This is a genomic window from Anatilimnocola floriformis (assembly GCF_024256385.1).
In the GTDB taxonomy this organism is placed as follows: Bacteria; Planctomycetota; Planctomycetia; order Pirellulales; family Pirellulaceae; genus Anatilimnocola; species Anatilimnocola floriformis.
The window spans coordinates 3,224,664-3,246,780 of the sequence record NZ_JAMLFW010000001.1 but is presented as its reverse complement, the minus strand read 5'-3'; the positions used below and the strand labels follow the sequence as shown (position 1 = coordinate 3,246,780).

At 56.5% G+C, this 22,117-nt stretch carries 18 protein-coding genes; 11 read left to right on the top strand and 7 right to left on the bottom strand.

Going from position 1 to position 22,117, the window contains the following annotated elements:
* Nucleotides 1-2 precede the first annotated feature (2 nt).
* The 3 genes from M9Q49_RS12510 to M9Q49_RS12500 form a co-directional block, all read right to left on the bottom strand.
* The gene (locus M9Q49_RS12510; RefSeq protein WP_254509080.1) at nucleotides 3-716 is read right to left on the bottom strand and encodes a YebC/PmpR family DNA-binding transcriptional regulator; all 714 of its coding nucleotides are present in this window, start codon (nucleotides 714-716) and stop codon (nucleotides 3-5) included.
* A gap of 100 nt (nucleotides 717-816) precedes the next feature.
* Nucleotides 817-1,803: a hypothetical protein gene (locus M9Q49_RS12505; RefSeq protein ID WP_254509079.1), complete on the bottom strand. Its 987-nt coding sequence runs from the start codon at nucleotides 1,801-1,803 to the stop codon at nucleotides 817-819.
* Between the two features lie 86 nt (nucleotides 1,804-1,889).
* The gene (locus M9Q49_RS12500; RefSeq protein WP_254509078.1) at nucleotides 1,890-2,882 is read right to left on the bottom strand and encodes a dienelactone hydrolase family protein; all 993 of its coding nucleotides are present in this window, start codon (nucleotides 2,880-2,882) and stop codon (nucleotides 1,890-1,892) included.
* 533 nt (nucleotides 2,883-3,415) lie between these two features.
* Here M9Q49_RS12500 and M9Q49_RS12495 point away from each other — a divergent pair.
* From M9Q49_RS12495 to M9Q49_RS12470, 6 genes are all read left to right on the top strand, one after another.
* Complete coding sequence (locus tag M9Q49_RS12495; protein WP_254509077.1) at nucleotides 3,416-3,808, top strand: hypothetical protein; 393 nt, start codon at nucleotides 3,416-3,418, stop codon at nucleotides 3,806-3,808.
* A gap of 53 nt (nucleotides 3,809-3,861) precedes the next feature.
* The gene (locus tag M9Q49_RS12490) at nucleotides 3,862-4,422 is read left to right on the top strand and encodes a hypothetical protein (RefSeq protein ID WP_254509076.1); all 561 of its coding nucleotides are present in this window, start codon (nucleotides 3,862-3,864) and stop codon (nucleotides 4,420-4,422) included.
* 156 nt (nucleotides 4,423-4,578) lie between these two features.
* Nucleotides 4,579-7,326, top strand: a complete 2,748-nt coding sequence (locus M9Q49_RS12485) for a PA14 domain-containing protein (protein WP_254509075.1) — start codon at nucleotides 4,579-4,581, stop codon at nucleotides 7,324-7,326.
* A gap of 171 nt (nucleotides 7,327-7,497) precedes the next feature.
* Complete coding sequence (locus tag M9Q49_RS12480) at nucleotides 7,498-8,973, top strand: hypothetical protein (protein WP_254509074.1); 1,476 nt, start codon at nucleotides 7,498-7,500, stop codon at nucleotides 8,971-8,973.
* A 5-nt stretch (nucleotides 8,974-8,978) separates the two neighbouring features.
* Nucleotides 8,979-9,419: a carboxypeptidase-like regulatory domain-containing protein gene (locus M9Q49_RS12475; protein ID WP_254509073.1), complete on the top strand. Its 441-nt coding sequence runs from the start codon at nucleotides 8,979-8,981 to the stop codon at nucleotides 9,417-9,419.
* Between the two features lie 65 nt (nucleotides 9,420-9,484).
* Entirely contained in the window at nucleotides 9,485-10,414 is a 930-nt protein-coding gene (locus M9Q49_RS12470; RefSeq protein WP_254509072.1) for a DUF1559 domain-containing protein, read from the top strand.
* 255 nt (nucleotides 10,415-10,669) lie between these two features.
* Here M9Q49_RS12470 and M9Q49_RS12465 read toward each other — a convergent pair whose 3' ends face one another.
* Both M9Q49_RS12465 and M9Q49_RS12460 read right to left on the bottom strand, forming a co-directional pair.
* The gene (locus M9Q49_RS12465) at nucleotides 10,670-11,818 is read right to left on the bottom strand and encodes a DUF1353 domain-containing protein (protein ID WP_254509071.1); all 1,149 of its coding nucleotides are present in this window, start codon (nucleotides 11,816-11,818) and stop codon (nucleotides 10,670-10,672) included.
* Nucleotides 11,819-12,000: 182 nt separating this feature from the next.
* A complete protein-coding gene (locus tag M9Q49_RS12460; RefSeq protein WP_254509070.1) occupies nucleotides 12,001-13,365 on the bottom strand; it encodes a sulfatase in 1,365 nt (454 codons plus the stop codon).
* A gap of 252 nt (nucleotides 13,366-13,617) precedes the next feature.
* Here M9Q49_RS12460 and M9Q49_RS12455 point away from each other — a divergent pair, with 252 nt between their 5' ends.
* Together M9Q49_RS12455 and M9Q49_RS12450 are read left to right on the top strand one after the other, a co-directional pair.
* A complete protein-coding gene (locus tag M9Q49_RS12455; RefSeq protein ID WP_254509069.1) occupies nucleotides 13,618-14,799 on the top strand; it encodes a tyrosine-type recombinase/integrase in 1,182 nt (393 codons plus the stop codon).
* Between the two features lie 257 nt (nucleotides 14,800-15,056).
* Nucleotides 15,057-15,941, top strand: a complete 885-nt coding sequence (locus tag M9Q49_RS12450) for a tyrosine-type recombinase/integrase (RefSeq protein ID WP_254509068.1) — start codon at nucleotides 15,057-15,059, stop codon at nucleotides 15,939-15,941.
* Between the two features lie 599 nt (nucleotides 15,942-16,540).
* Here M9Q49_RS12450 and M9Q49_RS12445 read toward each other — a convergent pair.
* Nucleotides 16,541-16,792 (bottom strand): hypothetical protein, encoded by a 252-nt coding sequence (locus tag M9Q49_RS12445; protein WP_254509067.1) that lies wholly within the window; start codon nucleotides 16,790-16,792, stop codon nucleotides 16,541-16,543.
* Nucleotides 16,793-17,019: 227 nt separating this feature from the next.
* On the opposite strand from M9Q49_RS12445, the gene M9Q49_RS12440 reads away from it, so the two are divergent.
* Both M9Q49_RS12440 and M9Q49_RS12435 read left to right on the top strand, forming a co-directional pair.
* The gene (locus tag M9Q49_RS12440) at nucleotides 17,020-17,631 is read left to right on the top strand and encodes a hypothetical protein (protein WP_254509066.1); all 612 of its coding nucleotides are present in this window, start codon (nucleotides 17,020-17,022) and stop codon (nucleotides 17,629-17,631) included.
* 47 nt (nucleotides 17,632-17,678) lie between these two features.
* Nucleotides 17,679-18,404 carry a hypothetical protein gene (locus M9Q49_RS12435; RefSeq protein WP_254509065.1) on the top strand — a complete coding sequence of 242 codons (726 nt, stop codon included), beginning with the start codon at nucleotides 17,679-17,681 and terminating at the stop codon, nucleotides 18,402-18,404.
* A gap of 592 nt (nucleotides 18,405-18,996) precedes the next feature.
* Here the strand turns inward: M9Q49_RS12435 and M9Q49_RS12430 are convergent.
* Nucleotides 18,997-19,335 carry a hypothetical protein gene (locus M9Q49_RS12430; RefSeq protein ID WP_254509064.1) on the bottom strand — a complete coding sequence of 113 codons (339 nt, stop codon included), beginning with the start codon at nucleotides 19,333-19,335 and terminating at the stop codon, nucleotides 18,997-18,999.
* Between the two features lie 221 nt (nucleotides 19,336-19,556).
* Between M9Q49_RS12430 and M9Q49_RS12425 the strand changes: the two genes are divergently transcribed.
* Complete coding sequence (locus M9Q49_RS12425; protein WP_254509063.1) at nucleotides 19,557-21,782, top strand: RHS repeat domain-containing protein; 2,226 nt, start codon at nucleotides 19,557-19,559, stop codon at nucleotides 21,780-21,782.
* Nucleotides 21,783-22,117: the final 335 nt, after the last annotated feature.

The window sequence follows — 22,117 nt, the reverse complement described above, 5'->3', positions numbered from 1 at the left end:
CGTTAGCGTGGCAGGTCGATGTTGTGGTAGACGTCCTGCACGTCGTCCGAGTCGTTGAGCATGCTCAAAAACTTCTCGAACATCGCCAGATCGTCTCCTTCGAGCGTCTTGCTGGTTTGCGGCAGGTAGGAGATTTCCTGAGCTTCAAACTTTGTGTCTGGAAACGCGGCGAGAATAGCGGTCTTCGCCTTATAGAACTCCGCGGCCGGAACAAAGACCGTCAGATTCCCGTCTTTGTTCTCGATTTCTTCCACATTCACGTCAGCAGCGATGAGAGTCTCGAGAACCGGCTCTTCTTCACCCTTGAAGGCAAAGATCGCCAGGTGATCGAACCACATGGTGACCGAGCCACCCATCTTCGAATCGGTCTTCGTGAAGGCGTTGCGGACGTCGGTGATGGTGCGGTTATTGTTGTCGGTCAAGCAATCAACGATGACCATTGAGTTGCCAGGGCCAAAGCCCTCGTAGCGGGCTGTGACGAAGTTTTCGCCACCCACCCCCTTCGCTTTTTCGATGGCCTTCTCGATGACGTGAGCCGGCACTTGATCGCGCTTGGCTTTTTCGACCAGAGCCCGCAGCACGGGGTTCGCATCGGGATCGGGGACGCCGTTTTTGGCGGCCACATACAGCTGCTTGCCATACTTGGAGTAGACCTTGGACTTTTGGCCCGCGGTCTTCATGATCGAATGCTTGCGATTTTCGAAATCTCGTCCCATGGCTGTTCTGCTTGAGGTCCTGCTGCCCGTTAAGTTCCGTGCCTGCGGTATAGCACGTTCGGGCTTTTTTTTCCAGATAGCACTCGGGAGCCAGGGCAGCTCAGGCGGCGGGCGCTGTAGGCGCGGGTGCTGCCGGCGCCGGACCGGCGGGATAGAGCGAGTCCAAGAACTTCTTGATCGTCCCGTTCGGATCTTGTCCTGCTTGCTTGAAGATCGCGAGGTCGTTTTCCAAATCGGGACCGTCATTGAGATTTCGAAATACGACACGCCATTCAGGATCGCGCCGAATCGCCTCTTGGGCATAGGAGACGACTTCCATGCGCAGTTGCTCGGCGTCCGCTGAGTTTTTGTCGAAGGCAGTGTCTGCGGACAGTCGCTCGTACTTCTGGCCAATCGCGCAGGCCAGGTGTCCATAGGTGTCGGCCGTCCCTTGCTTGCCGTCGCGCAGATAGGCGACTGCGTTGGCGACTGCCGCATCTTGGGCCTGCGCCGAACCAAACAGCGATTGCTGCAGCTTGTTATCGATATCGGCGCGGCGGAGATCGCTCATCAAGTCATCGCTGGCTTCGCGGATCAATTGTCCGAGCCAACCGACCATGATGAAATAACCGCACCAAAATCCGACGATCGTGAAGTAGACGGAAATCATCACGCCGGCGACGGGCGAACCAACGAAGTCCTTTAAGTAATCGCCCAGGAGCGAAAGCTTGTTCACCTGCGTGAGGCTCGCGCCCAAAATGATCTTCACCAACCAATCGGATACTTGCTGCAACTGATTGCTGGGGCGAAAGAGAATCGTTGCTCCAGCCGCGCCGGCAGCCGTTGCAGCGGGAGTGGCTACTGCATCCTGGATCGTTTGCGGCACACCAAACAAACAGCCAACCAAAAATCCAACCGCAAAAGTCGCACATGCCGTCAAATATACGGCGGCGGTAATGGAACTAAACTTATCATCTGGTTGCCCCAGGTAAGCGTAGCAATACAGCCCGACGGCGCCGATCAGGAGAGCGGCGCCAGTCGTCAGCAGAATCTTGCTGACTTTGGACAACGGAAAAAACCATTGGTCAGGACGCACAAAGCGAGCCATATAATGATCTCATCGTTAAGGCAGGGGCACTTCGGCCAGCAGAGTGTATGCCGGCGTTAGGCTGCCTACAACTAACTGGCCGCATGTTATTTTTTCAGCTGCTCGTCAAACCATTTAATGGCTTCATCCTGCATGGCGACATTAAATTCATGCGGCACGTCATAAAACCGACCGCTAAAGCGTTCCTTAACGCCGGCCTTCTCATAGGCGGCCGATATTTTTTTGATGGCAGCTTCCATGCCTGCGAACGGGAACAAGCCATCCTGCCGGCATTGCTGCACAAGGAGCGGTTTTGGAGCGAGCATGCTCACTACGTCGGGCAAGTCGAGCCATTGATGCAGACCAGGCACGAAATGAGCAAATGAATGTGTGTCGATATGCCGCTCCAACATCGGATGCACCGTCGACATGAAACCCACGACGCAAGCCGCGGCGATCCGTTCATCCAAGCCGGCAAGAAAGTTTGTTCGCCAACCGCCGAGCGAAACTCCCATACAGCCAATCCTCCGAGGATCGACTTCGGGCCGTGTTATCAAGTAATCGACCGTGCGCATATCATCCCAGGCCATAATTCCCGGCCAACACGTTCCGGCATAAATCAGTGACTTGGCGAGCGTCGATTCCTTGCCACGACATTGGCGATTGAGCTCCGTAACTTCCTCGGGCGACATCTTCGCACGATCCCCATGAAAGTGATCTACTCCCGCGTCATAGCGCCGTTCGCCAAACATAAAGGCGTCGATCGTGATCACCACATAACCACGTTTAACAAGCTCCGTCGCCGTCGGCCTGCCGCCATAATTCTTTTCATGGTAGATCTTCATGGTGGGATGATTCTTCCCAAAGTCGATCACCTTTTCCTTGCCGAACATGAACATGCCGCCGTGCGAATGCAGATCGACAATCGCCGGCGTGGGCTCCGTTAAACCTCGGGGAATGTGCAAGTAAGCGGGCACGCGAAAGTGCGATGTCGTGTTGAAGAGAATCTTTTCCCGAATGAACTCGGGGAATTCCTGCCGCGCGAGCACCTCTGCCCGCGGCAACACGGCATCAGGACGATAGCCAAAGCACTCCAGCACTTTGGCCCGCCCAGCCGTTTGAATTCTTCGAGTGCCGAGAATTTGCGATGCGTGAACGAGAGTGGAAAGGTACTCTCACTTGCAAGTGCAGCCACTGCTGGGAAAAGCGAGCCTAAATCACAGTTTGGTCGTGGCGGTGGTTGGAGCGGAATGTCGGACGGCGGAGAAGCCTGCTCATTACCGCCTTGCCCACAAACAGAATTTATCGCAACCAAACCGGACAATGCACTCGTTCCCATGGCGGCAGATTGCAAGAACGCGCGGCGGTCGAGGTCGTTATTTTTCATCGGCGTGGTCTGGCTGGGGATGCACGGGCTGAAACTGCGGGGTTCATTCTAGGCCCTTGGCGATTGAATAGCGCTCGCACAAAGATTTGTCAGGGAAACTTCAAGGGTGCAAGGACCCTTAACAACCAAAGACGCGTTGAAAAACTAGCGTCGCCTTAGTCGTTAGCTTGCCATTGATCATGCAGGTTGTTCTAATAATCGCCGCTGTGTGGGGTTCTTCTTCCACTTGCGTAGGAGTCTTTAGGTATGTGGCGATGGAGTCTGTTGGGCGTGGTCTGTTTGGTATTGCTCACCCATGTTGGTTGTCGTCACGCCGGAGGCAGCGCTAAGGGTGGCGAAAAATCCAAAATCACTGGAGCGGTCGCACTGCCGACATTGCACGCTCTGTCGATGCCTTCGATGCCGTCGAACGATGACTTGAAAGGTGAGCTTGTTAACGGTGATCTGCCAGAAACCGCGAAGGAAGTCATCAAAAACAGTCAAGAGCAGCTGCAAAAAGCTCTTGAGGAACTGAAAACCAAATACGACGCGGCCGGCAACAAACCAGCTGCCGAAGCCGTGGCCAATTACATCAAGCCGACGGACGATCGAATCTCCGAATTGAAAAAGGCCTTGGAGGAGAATCTCAAAAAGGAATAACTCCCTGCCGTTTGTGAATTGAAGTGTCTTTGCATACCAAGATGGAGCTATCAATGAATCGTCGTGCAACGTGTTTGTTTCTGTGTCTCGTTTTTGTTTGGGCCACTTCGGTTGCTCTGCCGTTCGGTCACCGGCGATGCGTGCAGGTGAATTACCCGGTAGCGTGCCAAACCGCGCCGGCGAAAAAGCCTGCACTGGCTGCGGATACCTCGAAGTTGCCCGCTGACGCAAAAGAGGCGATTAAGCGCTACGACGAAGGATTAAGGGTAGCTGCCAGCGAGCATCAGGCTTGGCTGTGGTATGAACTGAAAGCTCTTCAAGACAAGTACGCTCTCGACAATCGCATTGACGACGTTGTCGTCATCAACCATTACCTCAAGACGATTCCAACTCCGGAAACTCCGGCTCCCGTTGCCCCAGCTCCTGTCGCCCCAGCTCCCGTCGCTCCAGCTCCCGCAGTTCTGCCTCCGGCAGTTCTGCCTCCGGCAGTTCCGGCGAAGCCGCCAATGGGTGGTAAGGACGCTCTGCTGCCACACGCCCCTAAAGTGAATGACACAGACTCCAGAATCGCGGCGCTTCAAGCAGCGCTCAAAGCGCATCTGTCGTCACGATAGTCGTCTCGATTTTGTCGAAATGTTCCCCAGCTAAATTTCCGCCGCCATAGTTGACATCGAGCAGGCGCGGCACGCATGATTGGGGCCACCACGGACGCACCAGTTAGGCACGTCTCCGTGGCCCGCCAATTTGCGCTGCCTGCTGGGAGTTGCTCGATGGTTTGTCGCTTCGGTTTACTATTAGGTTCGGCCCTCCTGATCGCCGGCCTGAATCCGGTTCTTCGCGCTGCTGATGTACCGCCGCGCGTCATTCCTTTCGAGCGCTATCACGCCACCGCACAAGATGCAGTCGCAGCGGGAAATCTGCTGCTGGGCGAACTCAACTGCACGAGCTGCCACACTGCAGATACTTCGCTCGCCGCCCATCTGCAGAAGAAGCAGGCCCCCGTGCTCGACACCGTGGGTACGCGTGTGCGGCCGCAATACTTGTTGAAATTCCTCATGGATCCGCAGAAGATCAAGCCCGGCACGACGATGCCGAACGCTCTCGCAGGCATTCCCGAAGCGGAACGAACGCCCATTGTCGAAGCGATCGTTCACTTCCTCGCGACTACCGGCACGACGATCGATACCGCGCCTCTTCGTGGCGGGGTGATTCGCGGCGAAGCTTATTATCACTCGATTGGCTGTCTCGCCTGTCACGATCCGCGGCCTGCCGAGAATCCGCCGGCCGCGCTGCCAACATCGATTCCCATCGGCACTCCGTCGCGCAAATACACGCTCTCCGGCCTGACGGACTTTCTCGAGAATCCACTGGCTGTTCGTCCGAGCGGCCGCATGCCGCATCTCAATCTGAATCCGACGGAAGCCCGAGATGTTGCTTCGTTTCTGCTGAACGATCTCGATGTCGCGGCTGGCCTGCAGTATTCGTACTACGAGGGAAACTGGAACAACCTTCCCGACTTCACCAAGCTCACGCCGAAGGCCGTCGGTGACGCCGAATCGTTCGATTTGAAACCCGCCAAGAAAAAGGACGGCTTTGCCCTCCGTTTCGATGGCACGATCAAGGTCGATGCCGACACCGACATGCTCTTTCTCCTCGGCAGCGACGACGGTTCGCGGCTGTCGATCGATGGCAAGGTGGTGATCGACAACGACGGCGTGCATCCCTTCAGCCAGAAGCGAAAGCCGCTCAAGCTAACGGCAGGGCTCCACAGCGTGGTGGTCGAATACTTCGAAAACAGCGGTGGCGAAGAGCTGTCGGTGCTGTTCGAAGCCAAGGGCAAGCCGCCGCAAGAATTAGCGACGCTGGTCGTCGCGCCAACGCCAAAGTCGACGAAGCCGGCGGAAGAGCCATTCCAAGTAAAGCAGGAGCTCGTCGCCAAGGGGCGCGAGCATTTCATTTCGCTCGGCTGCGCGAGTTGCCATTCGCTGACGATCGACAAAGAGCTGGTCAAAGCCAAGCCGTTGAATGCAGCGACAGCACTCGCCGATCTGAAGGGCGTCGGCGGTTGCTTGAGCGAATCGCCGCCGAAGTCACCTCGCTATGCACTCGACGATCGGCAAAAAGCCGCCCTCGGCGCTGCGTTGTCGACGGCCAAAAAGCAAATCGCTCCCCTCACCGAACCGCAGCAAGTCAGTTTGAACATGGTTCGCTTCAATTGCATCGCCTGTCACACGCGTGGTGAGCTCGGCGGCGTTGAAGAAGCCCGCAACCCGCACTTCAAATCCGACATGCCGGAAATGGGAGACGAAGGCCGCATTCCACCGTCCCTCACCGGCGCTGGCGCCAAGCTCAAGAGCGAATGGCTGAAGACCGTGATGGAACAGGGAGCGAAGGATCGGCCTTACATGTTCACGCGGATGCCGAAGTTCGGTCTCTCGAATGTGAACACACTGGTCGCAGCGATTGAGAAGAGCGACGAAGGGCTGATCAAGCCGTCGCCGAAGATCGATATTGATGACGAGGATAAAAAGTTCAAAGCCGTGGGTCGTCGCCTGGTCGGCGCGCAAGGCATGTCGTGCATCAAGTGCCACACGTTCGCCGATAAAAAGTCGACGGGTATTCAAGCCTTGAGCCTGACGACCATGACCAAGCGTCTCCGCGACGATTGGTTCTATCATTACCTGATCAACCCGCAGGCCTATCGCCCCGGCACCCGCATGCCCGGCGGCTGGCCAAACGGCGAGACGCAGTTGCCGATGATTCTCGACGGCAGCACACCGAAGCAGATTCGTTCGATCTGGGCGTATCTGTCGGATGGAAACAAAGCGACGCTCCCCTCGGGACTCGTGACTGGCGGCATCGAGCTCATCGCTTTCGATGAGGCGATTATGTATCGCAACTTCATCGAAGGCGCCGGCTCGCGCGCGATCGGGGTGGGTTATCCTGAGAAGCTGAACCTCGCCTTCGATGCCAACGAGCTACGGCTCGCCATGATCTGGCACAACGGCTTCATGGATGCCGCGCGACACTGGAACGGCCGCGGCCAGGGCTACGAACCGCCGCTCGGCGACAACGTCGTAAAGCTTCCCGACGGCGTGCCATTCGCCTCGTTGCCGAGCGCTGCCGAAGCCTGGCCGAAGGGAAAAGCCAAGGAACTAGGTTATCAGTTTGGCGGCTATCGCTTGGGCGAGAAACGTCGGCCGACATTCTTGTATTCGATGAACGGCATTCAGATCGAAGACGAGCCCTCGCCAAAGGGCGAAGCGGGCGCGTTTGTGCTGCAACGGAAATTTACGCTGACGGCGAACGCGATCGCCTCTGATTTGAATTACCGCGCGGGAGTGGGCGACAAGATCGAACCAGTCGCCGGCGGTTTTAAAATCAACGATGGCGTGATCGTGAGAATCACCTCGGGCCAGCAAGCGGTGGTACGTCAAAGCAACGGCAAGAGCGAGTTGCTAGTGCCGCTCACCTTCACCAGCGGTAAGGCGAATTTGACGATTGAGTACGATTGGTAGTCAATCATGTTCCCTCGCCCCTGTACTCAGGGGAGAGGGTTAGGGTGAGGGGCTGATGCGCAGCAAACGCCAGCCATCAATTCGACGCTTGTTCGGGATGGCTAAAGCCGAGAGATTTTGAGATACGAAACCACCGCCTAAAGGCGGTGGCTAACAATACGAGAACAAATCATGTTTCGATCTTTGCCCAGCTTTCTTTGCGGCCTCTGCCTGGCCGTTGTCTCAACCACTTCCTTCGGCCAAGCCCCCAAGGAAGACGACTACTACAAGATCCTCCGCTTCCCCATTCCTGAATACATGAGCTTGGAAGCTGGCGGCCTCGAATGGATGCCGGACGGCAAGCTCGCGGTCTCGACACGCCGTGGCGACATCTTCCTGCTCGACAAGCCGCTCGTCGAAAACACCGAGGAAGCCTCTTTCAGTAAGTACGCCGGCGGCCTGCATGAAGTGCTCGGGCTGTCGTGGCGCGATGGCTGGCTGTACGCCACGCAGCGCGGCGAAGTGACGAAACTGAAGGATGAGAATAACGACGGCCGCGCCGATATTTTTCAAACGGTGAGCGACGCCTGGGGCATCGACGGCGATTACCACGAGTACGCCTTCGGCTCGAAGTTCGACAAAGAAGGGAACATGTGGGTCGTTCTCTGTCTCACTGGTTCCTTCGACAGCAAGAACAAGTTCCGCGGCTGGTGCCTGCGGATCACGCCCGAAGGAAAAGTCATTCCCACTTGTAGCGGGCTGCGTTCGCCGGGCGGCATCGGCATGAATGCCGCCGGCGACATGTTCTATACCGATAACCAAGGCCCCTGGAACGGCGCGTGCGGGTTGAAGCATCTCAAGCCCGGTAAGTTCGTCGGTCACCCCGGCGGCAACGGCTGGTACAAAGACACGAACGGCGAACTGGGCGAACGCCCCGAGGATCCGAAGAGCGGCAGCCGCATGATGGTCGAAGCCAAGCGGATTCCGCAACTCGAACCGCCAGCCGTTTATTTCCCCTACAACAAGATGGGCCAATCGGCATCGGGCATCGCCTGCGATGTTTCGGGCGGCAAGTTCGGGCCGTTCAAAGACCAACTCTTCGTTGGCGATCAGACGCACAGCACCGTGATGCGGGTCTATCTCGAAAAAGTGCAGGACCATTACCAGGGCGCTTGCTTCCCGTTCCGCGCGGGGATTGGCTCCGGCTCGCTCTCGCTGCTATTCAACAAAGACGGCTCGCTGTTTGTCGGTGGCACCAATCGCGGTTGGGGTTCGCGTGGCACGCAGCCGCATTCTCTCGACCGCGTGGTCTGGACTGGCAAAACGCCGTTCGAAATTCTGCAGATGAACGCCAAAAGCGATGGCTTTGAATTGACCTTCACCGAAAAGGTCGACGCCGCCACGGCTGCCGATCCGAAGTCGTACAAGTTGTCGACCTACACCTACATCTATCAAGCCGCCTACGGCAGCCCGGAAGTCGATCAAACCACGCCCGAGATTACCAAGGTCGAAGTTTCTGCCGATGGTCTCAAGGCCCGGCTGTTTGTGACGGGGCTGCAAGAAGGCCACGTACACGAGTTGCAATCGGCAGGCGTGAAGTCGGCCGCTGGTTTACCGCTGTTGCACAACATGGCTTATTACACGCTGAACTACATTCCGGCTCCGTAAATATGATGCGTACCTCTCTTCAGTTTGCTGCCATCGCTTGCGTTCTGTTCATCGCCGGTTGCGGTTCGAGCGGCCCGACCATGGTGAAGGTAACCGGCACGGTCACGCTTGATGGCGCGCCGGTCGCTGACGCCAACGTGATGTTCATGCCTGTTGCGGAAGGGCGTCCCGCCAATTCAAACAAGGGCACCGACGCGGCGGGCAAGTTCACGCTCACTACGGAGAAGCTCGACGATGGTGCCCAGGAAGGCAAATACAACGTCATCGTTACCGGCGTACGCAGAACGGGAGTGGAGACAAACCCAGACGGCACTTCGGGCGATATTTCGAAAATGCAAGAAGTCTGGTTTGTTCCGAAAAAGTACTCTCAACCAGGCAATTCCGGCCTGACGCAAACCGTGACCAAAGGCATGCCGCCGATCGAATTGAAGCTTTCGACGAAGTAGCGTAGGCGGTATCATCAACGCATTACGGCTACTCCTCTCCCAACTCTTCACGGTCCGGTGCCGTTATGTCGAAGCCCGTTCGTTCTGCGTTCACGCTCGTTGAATTGCTGGTTGTGATCGCCATCATCGGCGTGCTCGTCGCGCTGTTATTGCCCGCCGTGCAGGCCGCGCGCGAAGCAGCTCGCCGGACACAGTGCATCAACAATTTGAAGCAGATCGGCTTGGCGCTGCACAACTATAACGACACCTTCAAGGTGCTGCCGCCGGGCTCGATCTGGAGCGGAACTGCGGCGAACTATCGTGGCTGCATTCTGCTGCACATTCTGCCGTTCATCGAGCAGAAGAACCTGTACGAAAAATTCGATTTCAGCCAACCGCCGGAAGGGCAGGTTTTTCCCGGTACCACCACGCTGCTCGGCTCGACGATCATCAAAGGCTACACCTGCCCGAGCGAAAAGACCTCTTCACTGCTGAACGGCCGAGCCATTCACAACTACGTAGCCAGCAGCGGCCCGACCGCTCACACCGACAACTCGGCTTGCACCTGCAGCGCCGGCGCCGGCTGGAACGCTTATGCTCAGGCTCCTTACACCTCGTCGGATCCGAATTTTTTCGCGGGCCCCTTTCATCGCACCGGTGTCGCCGTTCGCCTGTCCGAGATCACCGATGGATTGTCGCAAACGATTTTCTTCGGCGAGCATCGCCGCGACTGTTCGAACCACGTTCGCACCGGCTGGATCAGCTCGAACAACGGCAACGGCCTGACCTCAACGCTGATCCCGATCAATACGAATACCTGCGAACCGTCATCGACGGACTTTTGCCGTCAGCCGTGCAACTGGGCCACCGAGCTTGGCTTCAAATCACTCCACCCGGGCGGCGCGTGCTTCTTGATTGGCGACGGCGCGGTCACGTTCATCACGCAGAGCATCGACCACAACAATTTTCAAGCGCTCGGCGGCAAATCGGACGGCAAACCAGCAACGTTGCCCTAAAGTCGTCGACCGTTCCGCGGTCGATGAATCGAGGCCAAACTGCAGCGTGCCACCGAAAGAGCGCCTGCGATTTTCGGCATTTTGGCGAGTGAATTGCCGGTGTGAGGACGTTTGAATTAGTCCTCGCGCGAGCCGAGCTTCTTTAGGGATAGATTTCCAGCGCGCTGTGACGGCCCTCGCCGAAAGTCGCTGACGCTGTTTCGGCGATAATTGGCGCGGTCGCTCCATTCATCGACCGCAGAGCGTTCGACGACTTTAGTAGCGATTAATCATTTCCATCACGCGCCCATCCATTCCCAAACGCAGCGTGCTTTCGCCCGATACGCCGGCGGGGCGGCCTTCGCTGTCGAGTTGCAGATACTGAACCTGCACTCGGTAACCACGTTCGGTTTTCGCTACGTTGTATTCGGCCGGGCGTTGCTCGCCGGTTTGCCGTTCCAGGTGCTGGCGAACCATGTTTTGGGCCCAGGCTGATTCTTGAGGACTGAGGGCGGCGCCACGCATGTCAGGTTGAAAGGCGGGGCCCTGGAGACTGCGCGCCGGCGGAGCGAATGTTTGCGGCGCTGGTCGTGAGCGTTCACCGCCCGCCGCGAATTGGTTTGGGCCTTCGTTGGGGCGACGTTCGGCATTTCCGCGGTCGCCATTCCAGGCCGGTGCGCCGGTCGGTCGTTGCCAGTTTGGCTGCACTTCACCGGGGCGAGCAGTGTTGAATCCATTCGGGCCGCCTGGCTTGTTTCCATAGCCGCCACCGCGCGGCCGTCGCCGCAAGACATCGCGATTGGTTTGTTCGATCACGGCTGGGGCCGGGTTTTCTTCGGCGATCAGCGCGGTCGCTTGTTCCACTTCTTGAGAGGTGGGTGGCGGCGGATCGATGCGAACGACCGTTGGCACGGTCACTTCGCGCTGAGCCAACTGGCCATTGGGGTTGGTCGTCGTTTCGACTTGCGTTTCATGGACCGTTTCCCACCGAGGGCCAAAGTGATAGACCGCGTAGTAGAGCATTTTCGCTCGCGATTCTTCCACACCACCGCAGCGGCAGGCCTCATAGAACATGCGATGCACGTCTTGCCACGTCGCAGTCATTTCGTGACAGCCGACGTCGTGAACCACCGAGGCGTTGCGGTATTGCCCTTCGAAGGGACCGCCGATGATCGACCAAAAGCCGTACGGAATCGACGCGCCATTCACCACCGAGCCGGCCGGCGCCTGCCAAAAACGATTCTGCGCATCCACGTAGCCAAATGACTCACGCAGCGTCATGTTCCGCCCGTCGTCATCCCACGAGGCAACGACCGCCCCTTCGAACCGGCCAAAGCTGGCCGGCGCAGTGGCCGTCGGCGTTGAGGTTTCGCAACCAACCAACACGCAACCAAAGATGGCAATGCATCCCAGCAAACTCTTCATCGCTTCCTCCTTGAAGCAATCGAGCGGCATGTCGCCGCTCATCGATCGGCAGCCAACCCAGCGCGCACTCGCCTGGGCTGGCCACGATCATTTCATACGGGGCCGATTCTAGCACGAGCAATTGGCCAGAATTTGTCGCCAGCATTGCGAGCTAGCGACGGCAGTCTGCGTGGAGTGATAGCTTAATCGTCGTTGTCCTGCTTTTTCTTCTTTCCTTTGCCTTTCGCTTTTTCTGGCATCGCTTTGCCGTCGTTTTTCGTCGGCATCGGGGCGTTCACATCTTTTCGCCAGGCAACAAGTTGCGCGTGCAGGTCTTTTGCTTTATCCGGCATTTCCTTGGCGAGATTCTTGGTCTCGCTCAGATCGTCGCGAAGGTTGTAGAGCTCGAGATGGCCATCTTCGAGAAACTCCATCAGCTTCCAATCGCCACTCTGGATCAAGCTGACCGGTGTCGTGCGCCATTGATCGACGCCAGCGCCGAGATAGCCGGGGAAGTGCTGAAAAATCGCGGTCCGTTTGAGCTTGGCCGCAGGATCGCGAATCAGCGGCACCAGGCTTTCGCCATCGAGCACATGCTTCGGCGGCGACGCACTGGCGAGTTCCAGAAACGTTGGATAAATGTCGACGTGGATCGTCGGCACTTCGCAGGTCGAACCAGCCTTGGTCACGCCGGGCCAACGCACGACGAACGGCTCGCGCGTGCCACCTTCGTACAAGCTTCCCTTACCGCTGCGGAGCGGCGCGTTATCGGTGACGTCGTTGCCGGCCCCCTTCTTGATCCCTTCGCGGATGTAGCCACCCACGCCGCCGTTGTCGCTGGTGAAAATGAGCACCGTGTTGTCGGCGAGTTTCAGTTCATCGAGCGTTTGCATCACGCGGCCCACGCTTTCATCGACGCTGGCGATCATCGCAGCATAGGTCGGATTGTTATGACCGCCGACACCGAGCTTGTCTTTGAACTTCGCGATCAACTCTGGCTTGGCATCGTGTGGCGCGTGAACGCCGAAGTGCGGCAGGTACAAAAAGAACGGACCGTCCTTCTTGCGACGAATGAAATCGACCGCGCGATCGGTGAGAAAATCGGCGAGATACTGCCCCTTGGGATATTCGGTCTTGGGGCTGGTATTGAAATCGAAATGTTGTCCCTGGCTGACAATGGCTTCGTCGAAGCCGCGTTTGCCGGGATGGTGCTCGCCGTTCTGGCCGATGTGCCATTTGCCGAACATGCCGGTCGCGTAACCGGCGTTCTTCAGTTGCTGAGCGATGATGCTGCGGTCGAGCGGCAACTCGGTCACATTATCGACGGGCCGCAACGGCCGTTTGCTCCAGTCAAAGCGATCGATGCCGCCAACGGTGTAAACACCTGTCCGCGCCCCGTATTGTCCGCTCATCAGCGCAGCCCGCGTCGGCGTGCAGTTCTGGCAATGATGATGGCTCGTCAGCTTCATCCCTTGAGTCGCCAGCCGATCGATATTCGGCGTCTCATAGTACTTGCTGCCAAAGGTCGCGACATCGGTATACCCGAGGTCATCGGCAAGTATTAGCACTATATTAGGTACACGGCCCTTCGGGGCATTTTCCTTCGAAAACGCCGGCTGAAACGGCCAAAGGAGGAGAACATTGGCAAAGATTAGTGTAGCTAATGAGTGTAGTAATCGACGAGGATATCCGTACTGAGTCGCGGGCAAGTTTGAAAGCATTTGGCACCAAGACGATTTGCGTGTGGGCGACTTAGGGGCTGGCTCAGTATCGATCCGCTGTAGGGCCGGGTCAACAAGTTGAATCCAAGGGAGTAAGGCATGGGCAGAAAGCGAATCCTTCGCAGGCAGCAGCACGGTTCAGCGTGGCACTGGAAACAGACGGACGCCTGGTACTACACGCTGCCTGGGACAAAGAAACGAATGCCGCTGTTTGATGAAAACGGCGAGAGAGTTCGAGGTAGGCATAACCATGCAGCCGCGCTCCAGGCCCTGGCGAAGGTCAAAGTCACATTAGCCGATGATGGGGTGTTTCCAGGCGAGTGGATCGTGGCCCGTGTCTGCTCCGATTACCTCCAGTACTGCGAGCAAGGGGCAAAAAAAGGAACCATATCCGTGACGCACTGGAAAGCTGCTCAAGCGTGGCTCAATGACCTTTGTGCTTTTTGCGGTGCGCTGCCAGTTGCGCAGCTCAAGAAGGGCCATGTGACGAGCTGGATCGAGAAGCACTCGACATGGCGGAGCACCGAAACGCATCGAAGCGTGATCAGCGTCGTGCTTGCGGCTTTCAATCGGGCTGAAGAAATGTTCGGCGTGACGAGCCCACTGAAGGGTCTGAAGAAGCCTGCGCCAAAACCGCGGCTGCAATCTATATCTCCCGAGGACGAGCAAACGATCTTCGACAACCTGGAACCTCAGTTCCGCAATTTCCTCTTCGCCGCTATTCATACCGGCCTGCGCCCGTTTTGTGAGCTGGCGTTGCTTAAGGCCGAGCACATCGAGCGCACGCCGCGCGGCATGATGTGGCGGGTTTACTCCACTAAAACGAAGAAGACTCGAAAGATTCCGGTGCGCCCGGAAGTTGCGAAACTGGTGGAAACACTTCTCAAAGAGGCGCCACCAGGGTCGAACCTCCCGATTTTTCGGAATACCAAGGGCCGACCCTGGAAAAGAATGACCGGCGTCGTGCGTTTTGTTGGACTGCGAAAGAAGTTGAAATGGAACTTGGATTCGACGCGAAGCAAGTACACCTGCTACACCTGCCGGCACACCTTCGTCCATCGCATGTTGTCGGGCTACTGGACGGATGGCAAAGGGTGTTCAATTGAAACCGTCGCTGAACTGATCGGGGATACGCCCAAAGTCGCGTTCGAGCACTACGGCCGGGAATGGGGGCAGCATTATCAGGCGCCATTGTGGGCGGCAATCGGTGAGCCGCTCTCTGTAAGCCCACCCAAGAAGCCAGCGAACAAGCCTAAGCAGCCAAAGAGGAAGCCACGATGACGGAGAAAAAGTCTAGCACTGAGCAACGCAAGCGGCGCCGCTCGCACGGCTCTGCTTGGCACTGGAAACAAACCGATGGTTGGTACTACACGCCGCCAGGTACAAAACGCCGAATAGCACTTCGAGACTCAGCCGGAAGTCGAATTAAAGGTCCTGGCAATCGCGCGGCAGCCGATCTGGCGCTCGCCCGACTTCAATCCCAGAAACTTTGGAAACCAAGTTCCGGTTCGGTCAATCAGCAAAACGAGCCTCTGCTTGTGGCCCAATTGTGCTCCGAATTCCTACTGCACTGCGAGGCGAAGCATCGCTCTGGAAACCTCGTCGCGGAATACCTCGAAGAAACTCGCCGTACGCTCAACGATTGGACCGGTTTTTGTGGCGCCTTGGCTGTGACTGAGGTGCAAAAGGGGCATGTCGAGCATTGGCTCAATGCCCATCCAAGTTGGAAATCTCCAGTCACGCGCCGCAACGCGATCACTATCCTGCTCGCAGCGATGAACTTCGCCGCAGAGCAGCACGGAATACGGAATCCAATCCGCGGATTCAAGAAGCCAGAACACCGGCCTCGGCTTCAGTCCTTCAGCGCCGAAGATGAAGAGACGATCTATACCGCGACCGACAAACCGTTTCGAGACTTTTTGTTTGCAGCAATCCACACCGGGCTACGGCCATTCTGCGAACTGGCCAAGCTCCGCAATGCGGACGTGGTCGTCGAGCGACAGGGGATGCTGTGGCGCGTGAATTCATCAAAGACCAAGAAAGTCAGAATTGTGCCGGTCCGCACCGAGTTGGCGAAGCTTGTTCTAAAGCGACTGAAGTCCGCTGAGTCGGGCGCACCGCTATTTCCCAATCCTCAGGGCAATCCGTGGAAGCGAGTCACCGCCCGCGCGCGGTTCAGCCAGATCCGTAAGTCGTTGGAGTGGCAAGACGACCCAGTTCGCCGACAGTTCACTTGCTATACGTGCCGGCACACGTTCGCCCATCGGTTGCTTTCCGGGTTTTGGAACGGAGGGCAGGGCTGCACGATTGAGACGTTGGCAGAACTTATGGGCAACACCCCGCAAGTGGCTTTTGCCCACTATGGCCGGGAATGGGGCAAGAGTTACCAAGATCCGCTTTGGGCAGCAATTGGAGCGGGCTGATTCGACACTAACTAGGTTTTGAATCCGGTTGGTCCGCCATTGCACCGTTCTCGCAGGCAGGACTCTGATCTCACTTTCACCCACGATTTCCTGCGTTATTCCGCGATCTGTCACCCGAAATAACGTTGGATTGGATTGTATACGCTGGGGGTTAGGTGTGCCACGGTTGCCACGGATTTGCCACGGGCCAAGATCATCATTTTCCCAAGTATTGAGCGCTTATTGCTCGCAGGTCTGCACAGCGTAGCCCGTCCTCAGCCTATGCGTGCAAGGTCGCTCTGCCTGTCGGCGGCAAGAGGTTCGCGGCGTCGCCTGTCGTATCGCAGTGCAACAAGAAACCTGCCTCGTGTTGCACTCCAGTGCATCAGTGCGACTTGCGAACCTGCACGCCGACTACGGCTCGCTTCCTTGACGCGGCTTGCGGGCGGGCTGGAAACGCTGTGCCTGCGAGATCCTCGTGGCATCTTTATCCCCTACCTTATCCTTCATGCCCCGCGCACCGCCAAGCGGAAACAAACCGGCGCCCCGGCTTGCTTCCGTTTTTCCTATTTCATTTTTCTCCTATGCGCACTCTGCCGCCCACCACCGGCATTTACAAGTCACTCGTCGAACTGCTCGATCTCGTCTGCCAGTGCCGATATGCCCTCTCCGTCGAACTCAAAGATGACGGTTTCATGTACTGCGGTACCCTGCACCCGCCACACTACCCCCAGTGACACCGCACGGCTGACCCGCTTCTTAGCGGCGTCGACACTGCTGCCTTTTGCAGCGAGCGCCTTTACGACCGTGGATGACTTGCAGGGGCCGAAGGAGTCAAGGAATGCAGCGATGTCGCCGTAGCCGCGGGCCATAATGCACCTATCCTGAGAAGTGTCACGCTGCTCTCTTTATAACAAATACCCATAGACGCGGCTCGAAGCAATCGATAACCCTATGCCACCAAACGACTTGCGTCAATACCGCATGTCACGGAAGCGAATTGGCTGTGGAAAATGTCTGGACTGAACGAATTCCAAAGCCCCCAGCATTCCCGGAAAACGCTTTCATTCGAACGGCCCGTTTACCACAATATCCCACCATGATCATCCTTTTCCTGCTGTTCGCACAGATCGAAACCGAGAAGGTCGCCATTCCCGACGGGAAGACGCACATCATCCACGTCCGTGACTGGCATTACGTCAGCAAAGAGAACTACGCCGCTGACACGGGCCTTGAAGGCGACGAGCTGGATAAGGATTACGCGGAGTTTCTCGGCCAGGTGAAGGCCGTACAGGAGTCGCAGAAAGCGATTCTGAGGAATCACAAGACGGTCTACATCGAACGACTGTCGAAAGGCGACATGCCGATCTTCGAGGCGATGATTCGGGTGCAGCGGAAAGCACCCGATGAGCAAACAGCTCTCAACATCGGAGCCGCGGGCCAGTTGCTGGTCGAGAAGAAGATCAAAGTCCGGCCAGCGGAGGCAGACGACTTCCGGAAGGCGAATCCCGTGAAAGATGGAAAGGTCGAGATCGACGAAAAGCTCATGGAGGAACGAGAAGACGCGATCGTGAAGAACCTCTTGAAGAAAAAGGGAACCGTCGTTCTCATTCTCGGGGGAGGGCACGATCTGAGCGACAACATCCGACGACTGAAGGTGGACTGCGGTTACACGACGATCACCCCGAAAGACTATCCGGTAAATCCATAGATTGCGTCTCTTTGGAAGCGGTATAATCCGCTTGAGGAGACCGATCAATGAACTTTAGGCAAACGACGATCTCGAAAGTCCTTGCGAGCCAGAACGTAACACGGTTGCACCACGCGAACAGCGTGCTAACAGCCTGCGAGTTCCTACGCTCCGGCGCGTTGCTCTCTCGCAAAAACCTCTCCAAGGGTTCCGGACTGCAGACAGCACAGAAGTCGGATGTGCATGACAAGCTCTTTGGTGTTTGGAACGACATCTTCACCGATTCCGACGATAATCACCGTAGAGCGCATGCTTGGAATGTCTACGGCCCCGTGCTTTTCGTATTCGATCTCGGTCTGCTGACGACGCCTGACACGAAAATCTGGGTCGCCAAAGAGAATCCGTATCATTGGCGCGGTGACGACGAGCTTTCGGATCGTAAATTCACGAATGTTGAGGACCTCACGGACAAATTTCGGAAGGGGCGTTTCGATCATTCAATCGTGTTCAAAAATGTGCCAGGCGTGTTGCCGTTCGGCGGTTGCCTCAAGGAAATCGTGCTCGATGACCCCAAGCTTAAGGGCTCCGACAAAGTCGATTTGTTCAGCATGGCGTATGGCGCTCTGCGATTCGCCATGTCGCTGGGTGGAATCAATGTCCGAATTCGTAAGCGTCGGTGCGACACTGGATGTAAGTGCATCGCGCAGTATCAATTCGACGAAGAATATACGGAGAAGATGTTTAAGCCAGCAATCAAGCGATACTTAACCGTCAAACGAAAAATATCGTCGTAATTCGGCAAAGAAGCCGTGTCTGCAGTGCGCACTGATCCCTCATGGGGACCGCTTGCCAGCAATCGTGCTGTGCAGGGGCTTCGGTGCCGCCAAATTGTTTTCCGTCGGTAATCCGACTTCGGGATATTACCGTCTCATTTCCGATCCGCAAGTCTGTGGAAGCGATGTGGACGAAATGTGGATAACTCTTCGCCAAATGTGGATAACTCTTCGCCAAATGTGGATAACTGTGGATAACTTTGTCCACAGGGGATGTGGAGAACTCCCGACAACTCCATCGTACTTCCACAGGTTGTCCACAGACCAAGCTGTAGAGGTGGATAACACGCAAACTGTGCGAACTCGGGCTTTTCGGCAGAGGCTTGCAGCGAACTCAGGCATTTCCCAAGTGGCATCGCACGGATAATCCGAGCATCGGTCAACTACTCTATTACGACGTATTAATAAATTTTGTTTCTCTTTGTTTATTAGAGCATGTGGAAATGTGGAAAACTCCGCGCTAATGTGCGGGCATGACAAAGAAAAAAGCCGCTTCAAAATCGAGGAGGCAGGCGAAGCCCGCCGAGGCAAGATACAGGCAGCTGCCGGCGGATCAGGATGGAGAGTGGAAAGCGTTCGTCGCTGGAACCGTCGCGGCGGTTGGACGGCCGACGCTGTATGACGAGAAGTTCTGCGCGGGTGTAGTCGCGTATTTCGGCAGCAAGCCACCGTATCGCACCGTGATGACGATGTTCGGCCCGAAGATGATGCCGAACGATCTTCCGACTCTCGCCGGATACGCCGTGAGCATCGGCGTCTGCAAGAAGAGCTCGCCAAGGCGATACAGGAACACATCTGGGCGACGAACACGCTCCACAAGCTCTACGACCGCACATTCTCGATCTTCTTCGGCAAGAGCAATCTTGGCTACGTCGAGAAGCTGATCCAGCAAATCACGGACGACCGCGAGGATCCGGTTGAGTCGCTCGCAAAGCAGCTCATTGCGCGGGCATCTGGTTCAGTAAACACTGCCCCCGATGCTTCTGCACCAACTGAACCCGCAACAGAGGGAGGCACTGCTGGAGGAGGTGGTGCAGCTGTTCCTGCTGTTCTGCCAGCAAGAGTTTCAGACAACGCTTTATCTCACCAGGCCAGGGATTTCGCGTCAGCGATTTGCTCGACATCACAGCGCTCGATACTGGGCTGGCCGAGTGGAGCATCCCGATCACCGAAAATTACGCCGGCGGCCACACGGTGTCCTACGACGTGACTGGAAATTCCTTGGTCTCGGGCCCTTCGAATGCGTTGCTCAGCGCTGGTTGGTCGATTGCCGCCATTGCCAACCTCGCGCCGCTGCAGTCCCAGGCTGGCAATCTGACCAACAGTAACCTGGTGCGGACGATTGCTTCGACCTTCAACGATGATGGCGATCTGGAGGAGATCAGCGATCCTGATGCGACCTACGAGTACACGTACGACACCCTGGGACGCGTGACCGGCTACGTGCAGAACCTGGCCGGACTGACGCCAGAGATCGAGTTCGTCAGTCAGTACAACTCGGCCAGTCGGCGTGAACTCTTGCAAGCGATTCTCGATGGGGATGAAGACTTCCAGAACACGTATGCCTACGACGACCTGCAACGGCTCTCGACGCTAATTCAGCAGAGTGGTGCTGACAACGTGGTGGCTGCCAAGCGAATCGACTTCAATTACAACTCGCTGGGGCAATACACGCGGTTCGATCGTTACGCGTCGGCCGATCAGTCGGAGTTCGTGGCCAGTTCGCATTACAGCTACGACAATCTGAACCGCCTGGTGCACGCGGAAACAACCTCCACACCGACCGGCTGGGGAACCGATCCTCTCGCCGGTTATCAGTACGCCTACGATGCTGCCAACCGGATTCTTTCGATCGATTCGTATCTCGATGGCTTGAGCACGTATACCCACGACGACACGAACCAACTCACGGGCGCCGACCACAGCACGGCGACGGATGAGTCGTACGAGTACGACGAGAACGGCAACCGAATCATGTCCGGTTACCACGTCAATCCGAACAATCAGGTCGACACCGACGGAGTCTACAACTACACCTACGACGACGAAGGGAACCGCCTCACCCGGACGGCGATTAGCAACGGCTATGTCACCGAGTACGAATGGGACTTCCGCAACCGCCTGACGAAAGTGACCGAGAAGGACAACTCGAATAACATCCTGCAGGTCACCACCAACAGCTACGATGCGCTCAATCAATGGATCCGCCGCAGCTTCGACGCGGATGGCCCCGGTGGAACCGCCGCGGTCGACACCTTCTTCGCTTACGAGAACGGCCAAATCGCGTTGCAGTTCGACGGCAACGCAGCCGCCGACCTCTCCCACCGCTACCTCTGGGGCGAGCAAGTCGACCAGCTCTTCACCGACGAAGCCGTCACCAGCCTCGGCAGCGCAGGCGATGTCATCTGGCCTGTCGGCGACCACCTCGGCACGCAACGTGACCTGGTCACCTACAACAGCGGCACCGACGTCGCCACCGTCGCGAACCATCGCGAGTACGACTCGTTCGGCAACCTGACTAACGAATCCAACTCCGCCATCGATCTCCTCTTCGGTTACACCAGCAAACCCTTCGATGAGACCACCGGCCTCCAAAACAATCTCAACCGCTGGTACGATCCGGTGGCGGGAAAATGGATCAGCGAAGATCCCATCGGGTTCGCTGCAGAGGATGAGAACCTAACGCGTTACGCCAGTAACAATCCAATAGCGATTATGGATCCAAGTGGGCTTGTAGAGAAAGCGATAGTCCTTGAGGGAGGCAACAAGACGGAGGACTCCGTAGAATGGAACGAAACTAAACTTCCAGCAGGCAACGTTGGTAAAACGCTCCATAACATGCGGGTAAACGCTAAACCGGAACCTTTCGTAATGTGCGGCAAGGTAATTGGGTTTAGAATCAGTTTCATGGTCAAGTATGACGCACAAGTTCTTCTGGATATTGATCAGATAAAGAAAAACAGTCTCCCAGCCCTCACCATCAAGTCAGCGTACGCCCATGAACAAAAACATATAAACATAGCCCTAAAAACACTGGACGAGGCGGTTGCAAAGCTGTCGCCACACGAGGACGAGATTTTTGACACAAAAGTAGAGGCGGTGGATGCAAGCAAGAAATATGGCGCTATGGTTCAGGCTTTCATAGAAGACGAGTTGAAAAAAAATTCCGCGCATGAGAAAGGTCTTGGGAAAGTCGATATGACGTCGCCCGTAGTTGGGGAAATGCCTAAAAACCCATTGACCAAGGGGGTTTATGACCCGAGAACGAACGTGTATACCCCTAAAGAAAGGTATAATCCAGATAAAAAGACATATGAGCCAATACCTCCCGGGAAATAATATTGTCGGGGTCAAACGGGGCAGAAAAGAAGAACAGTTTTTTGTAGACTGAGTCTGTATTCACCTTAACGCAGTTTTTAGAGCTGGGCAAATCAGATGAATGCTCGCGCACCATTTTGTGTGGCCGTTCTGCTGTTAATGCTTCCGCTCTTGTATGTGGTTAGTTATTTAGCACTCGTACGACCTGACGGAATTGTTGATGAGGTTCTTATCGATGGTGAATACTTTATGGACATTAGTACTATGCGACATTATCTGATCATCGGCGACATCGGGCATCAAATATATTGGCCGCTGGAGCACCTTGATCGAGAGATCAGGCCCAATGCATGGAA

Coding starts and splice junctions, on each gene's coding strand:
- M9Q49_RS12445 (WP_254509067.1), bottom strand. CDS start 16,792: ATGGCCCGCGGCTACGGCGACATCGCTGCATTCCTTGACTCCTTCGGC.
- M9Q49_RS12465 (WP_254509071.1), bottom strand. CDS start 11,818: ATGAAGAGTTTGCTGGGATGCATTGCCATCTTTGGTTGCGTGTTGGTT.
- M9Q49_RS12470 (WP_254509072.1), top strand. CDS start 9,485: ATGTCGAAGCCCGTTCGTTCTGCGTTCACGCTCGTTGAATTGCTGGTT.
- M9Q49_RS12510 (WP_254509080.1), bottom strand. CDS start 716: ATGGGACGAGATTTCGAAAATCGCAAGCATTCGATCATGAAGACCGCG.
- M9Q49_RS12485 (WP_254509075.1), top strand. CDS start 4,579: ATGGTTTGTCGCTTCGGTTTACTATTAGGTTCGGCCCTCCTGATCGCC.
- M9Q49_RS12505 (WP_254509079.1), bottom strand. CDS start 1,803: ATGGCTCGCTTTGTGCGTCCTGACCAATGGTTTTTTCCGTTGTCCAAA.
- M9Q49_RS12480 (WP_254509074.1), top strand. CDS start 7,498: ATGTTTCGATCTTTGCCCAGCTTTCTTTGCGGCCTCTGCCTGGCCGTT.
- M9Q49_RS12440 (WP_254509066.1), top strand. CDS start 17,020: ATGATCATCCTTTTCCTGCTGTTCGCACAGATCGAAACCGAGAAGGTC.
- M9Q49_RS12495 (WP_254509077.1), top strand. CDS start 3,416: ATGTGGCGATGGAGTCTGTTGGGCGTGGTCTGTTTGGTATTGCTCACC.
- M9Q49_RS12490 (WP_254509076.1), top strand. CDS start 3,862: ATGAATCGTCGTGCAACGTGTTTGTTTCTGTGTCTCGTTTTTGTTTGG.
- M9Q49_RS12435 (WP_254509065.1), top strand. CDS start 17,679: ATGAACTTTAGGCAAACGACGATCTCGAAAGTCCTTGCGAGCCAGAAC.
- M9Q49_RS12455 (WP_254509069.1), top strand. CDS start 13,618: ATGGGCAGAAAGCGAATCCTTCGCAGGCAGCAGCACGGTTCAGCGTGG.
- M9Q49_RS12475 (WP_254509073.1), top strand. CDS start 8,979: ATGCGTACCTCTCTTCAGTTTGCTGCCATCGCTTGCGTTCTGTTCATC.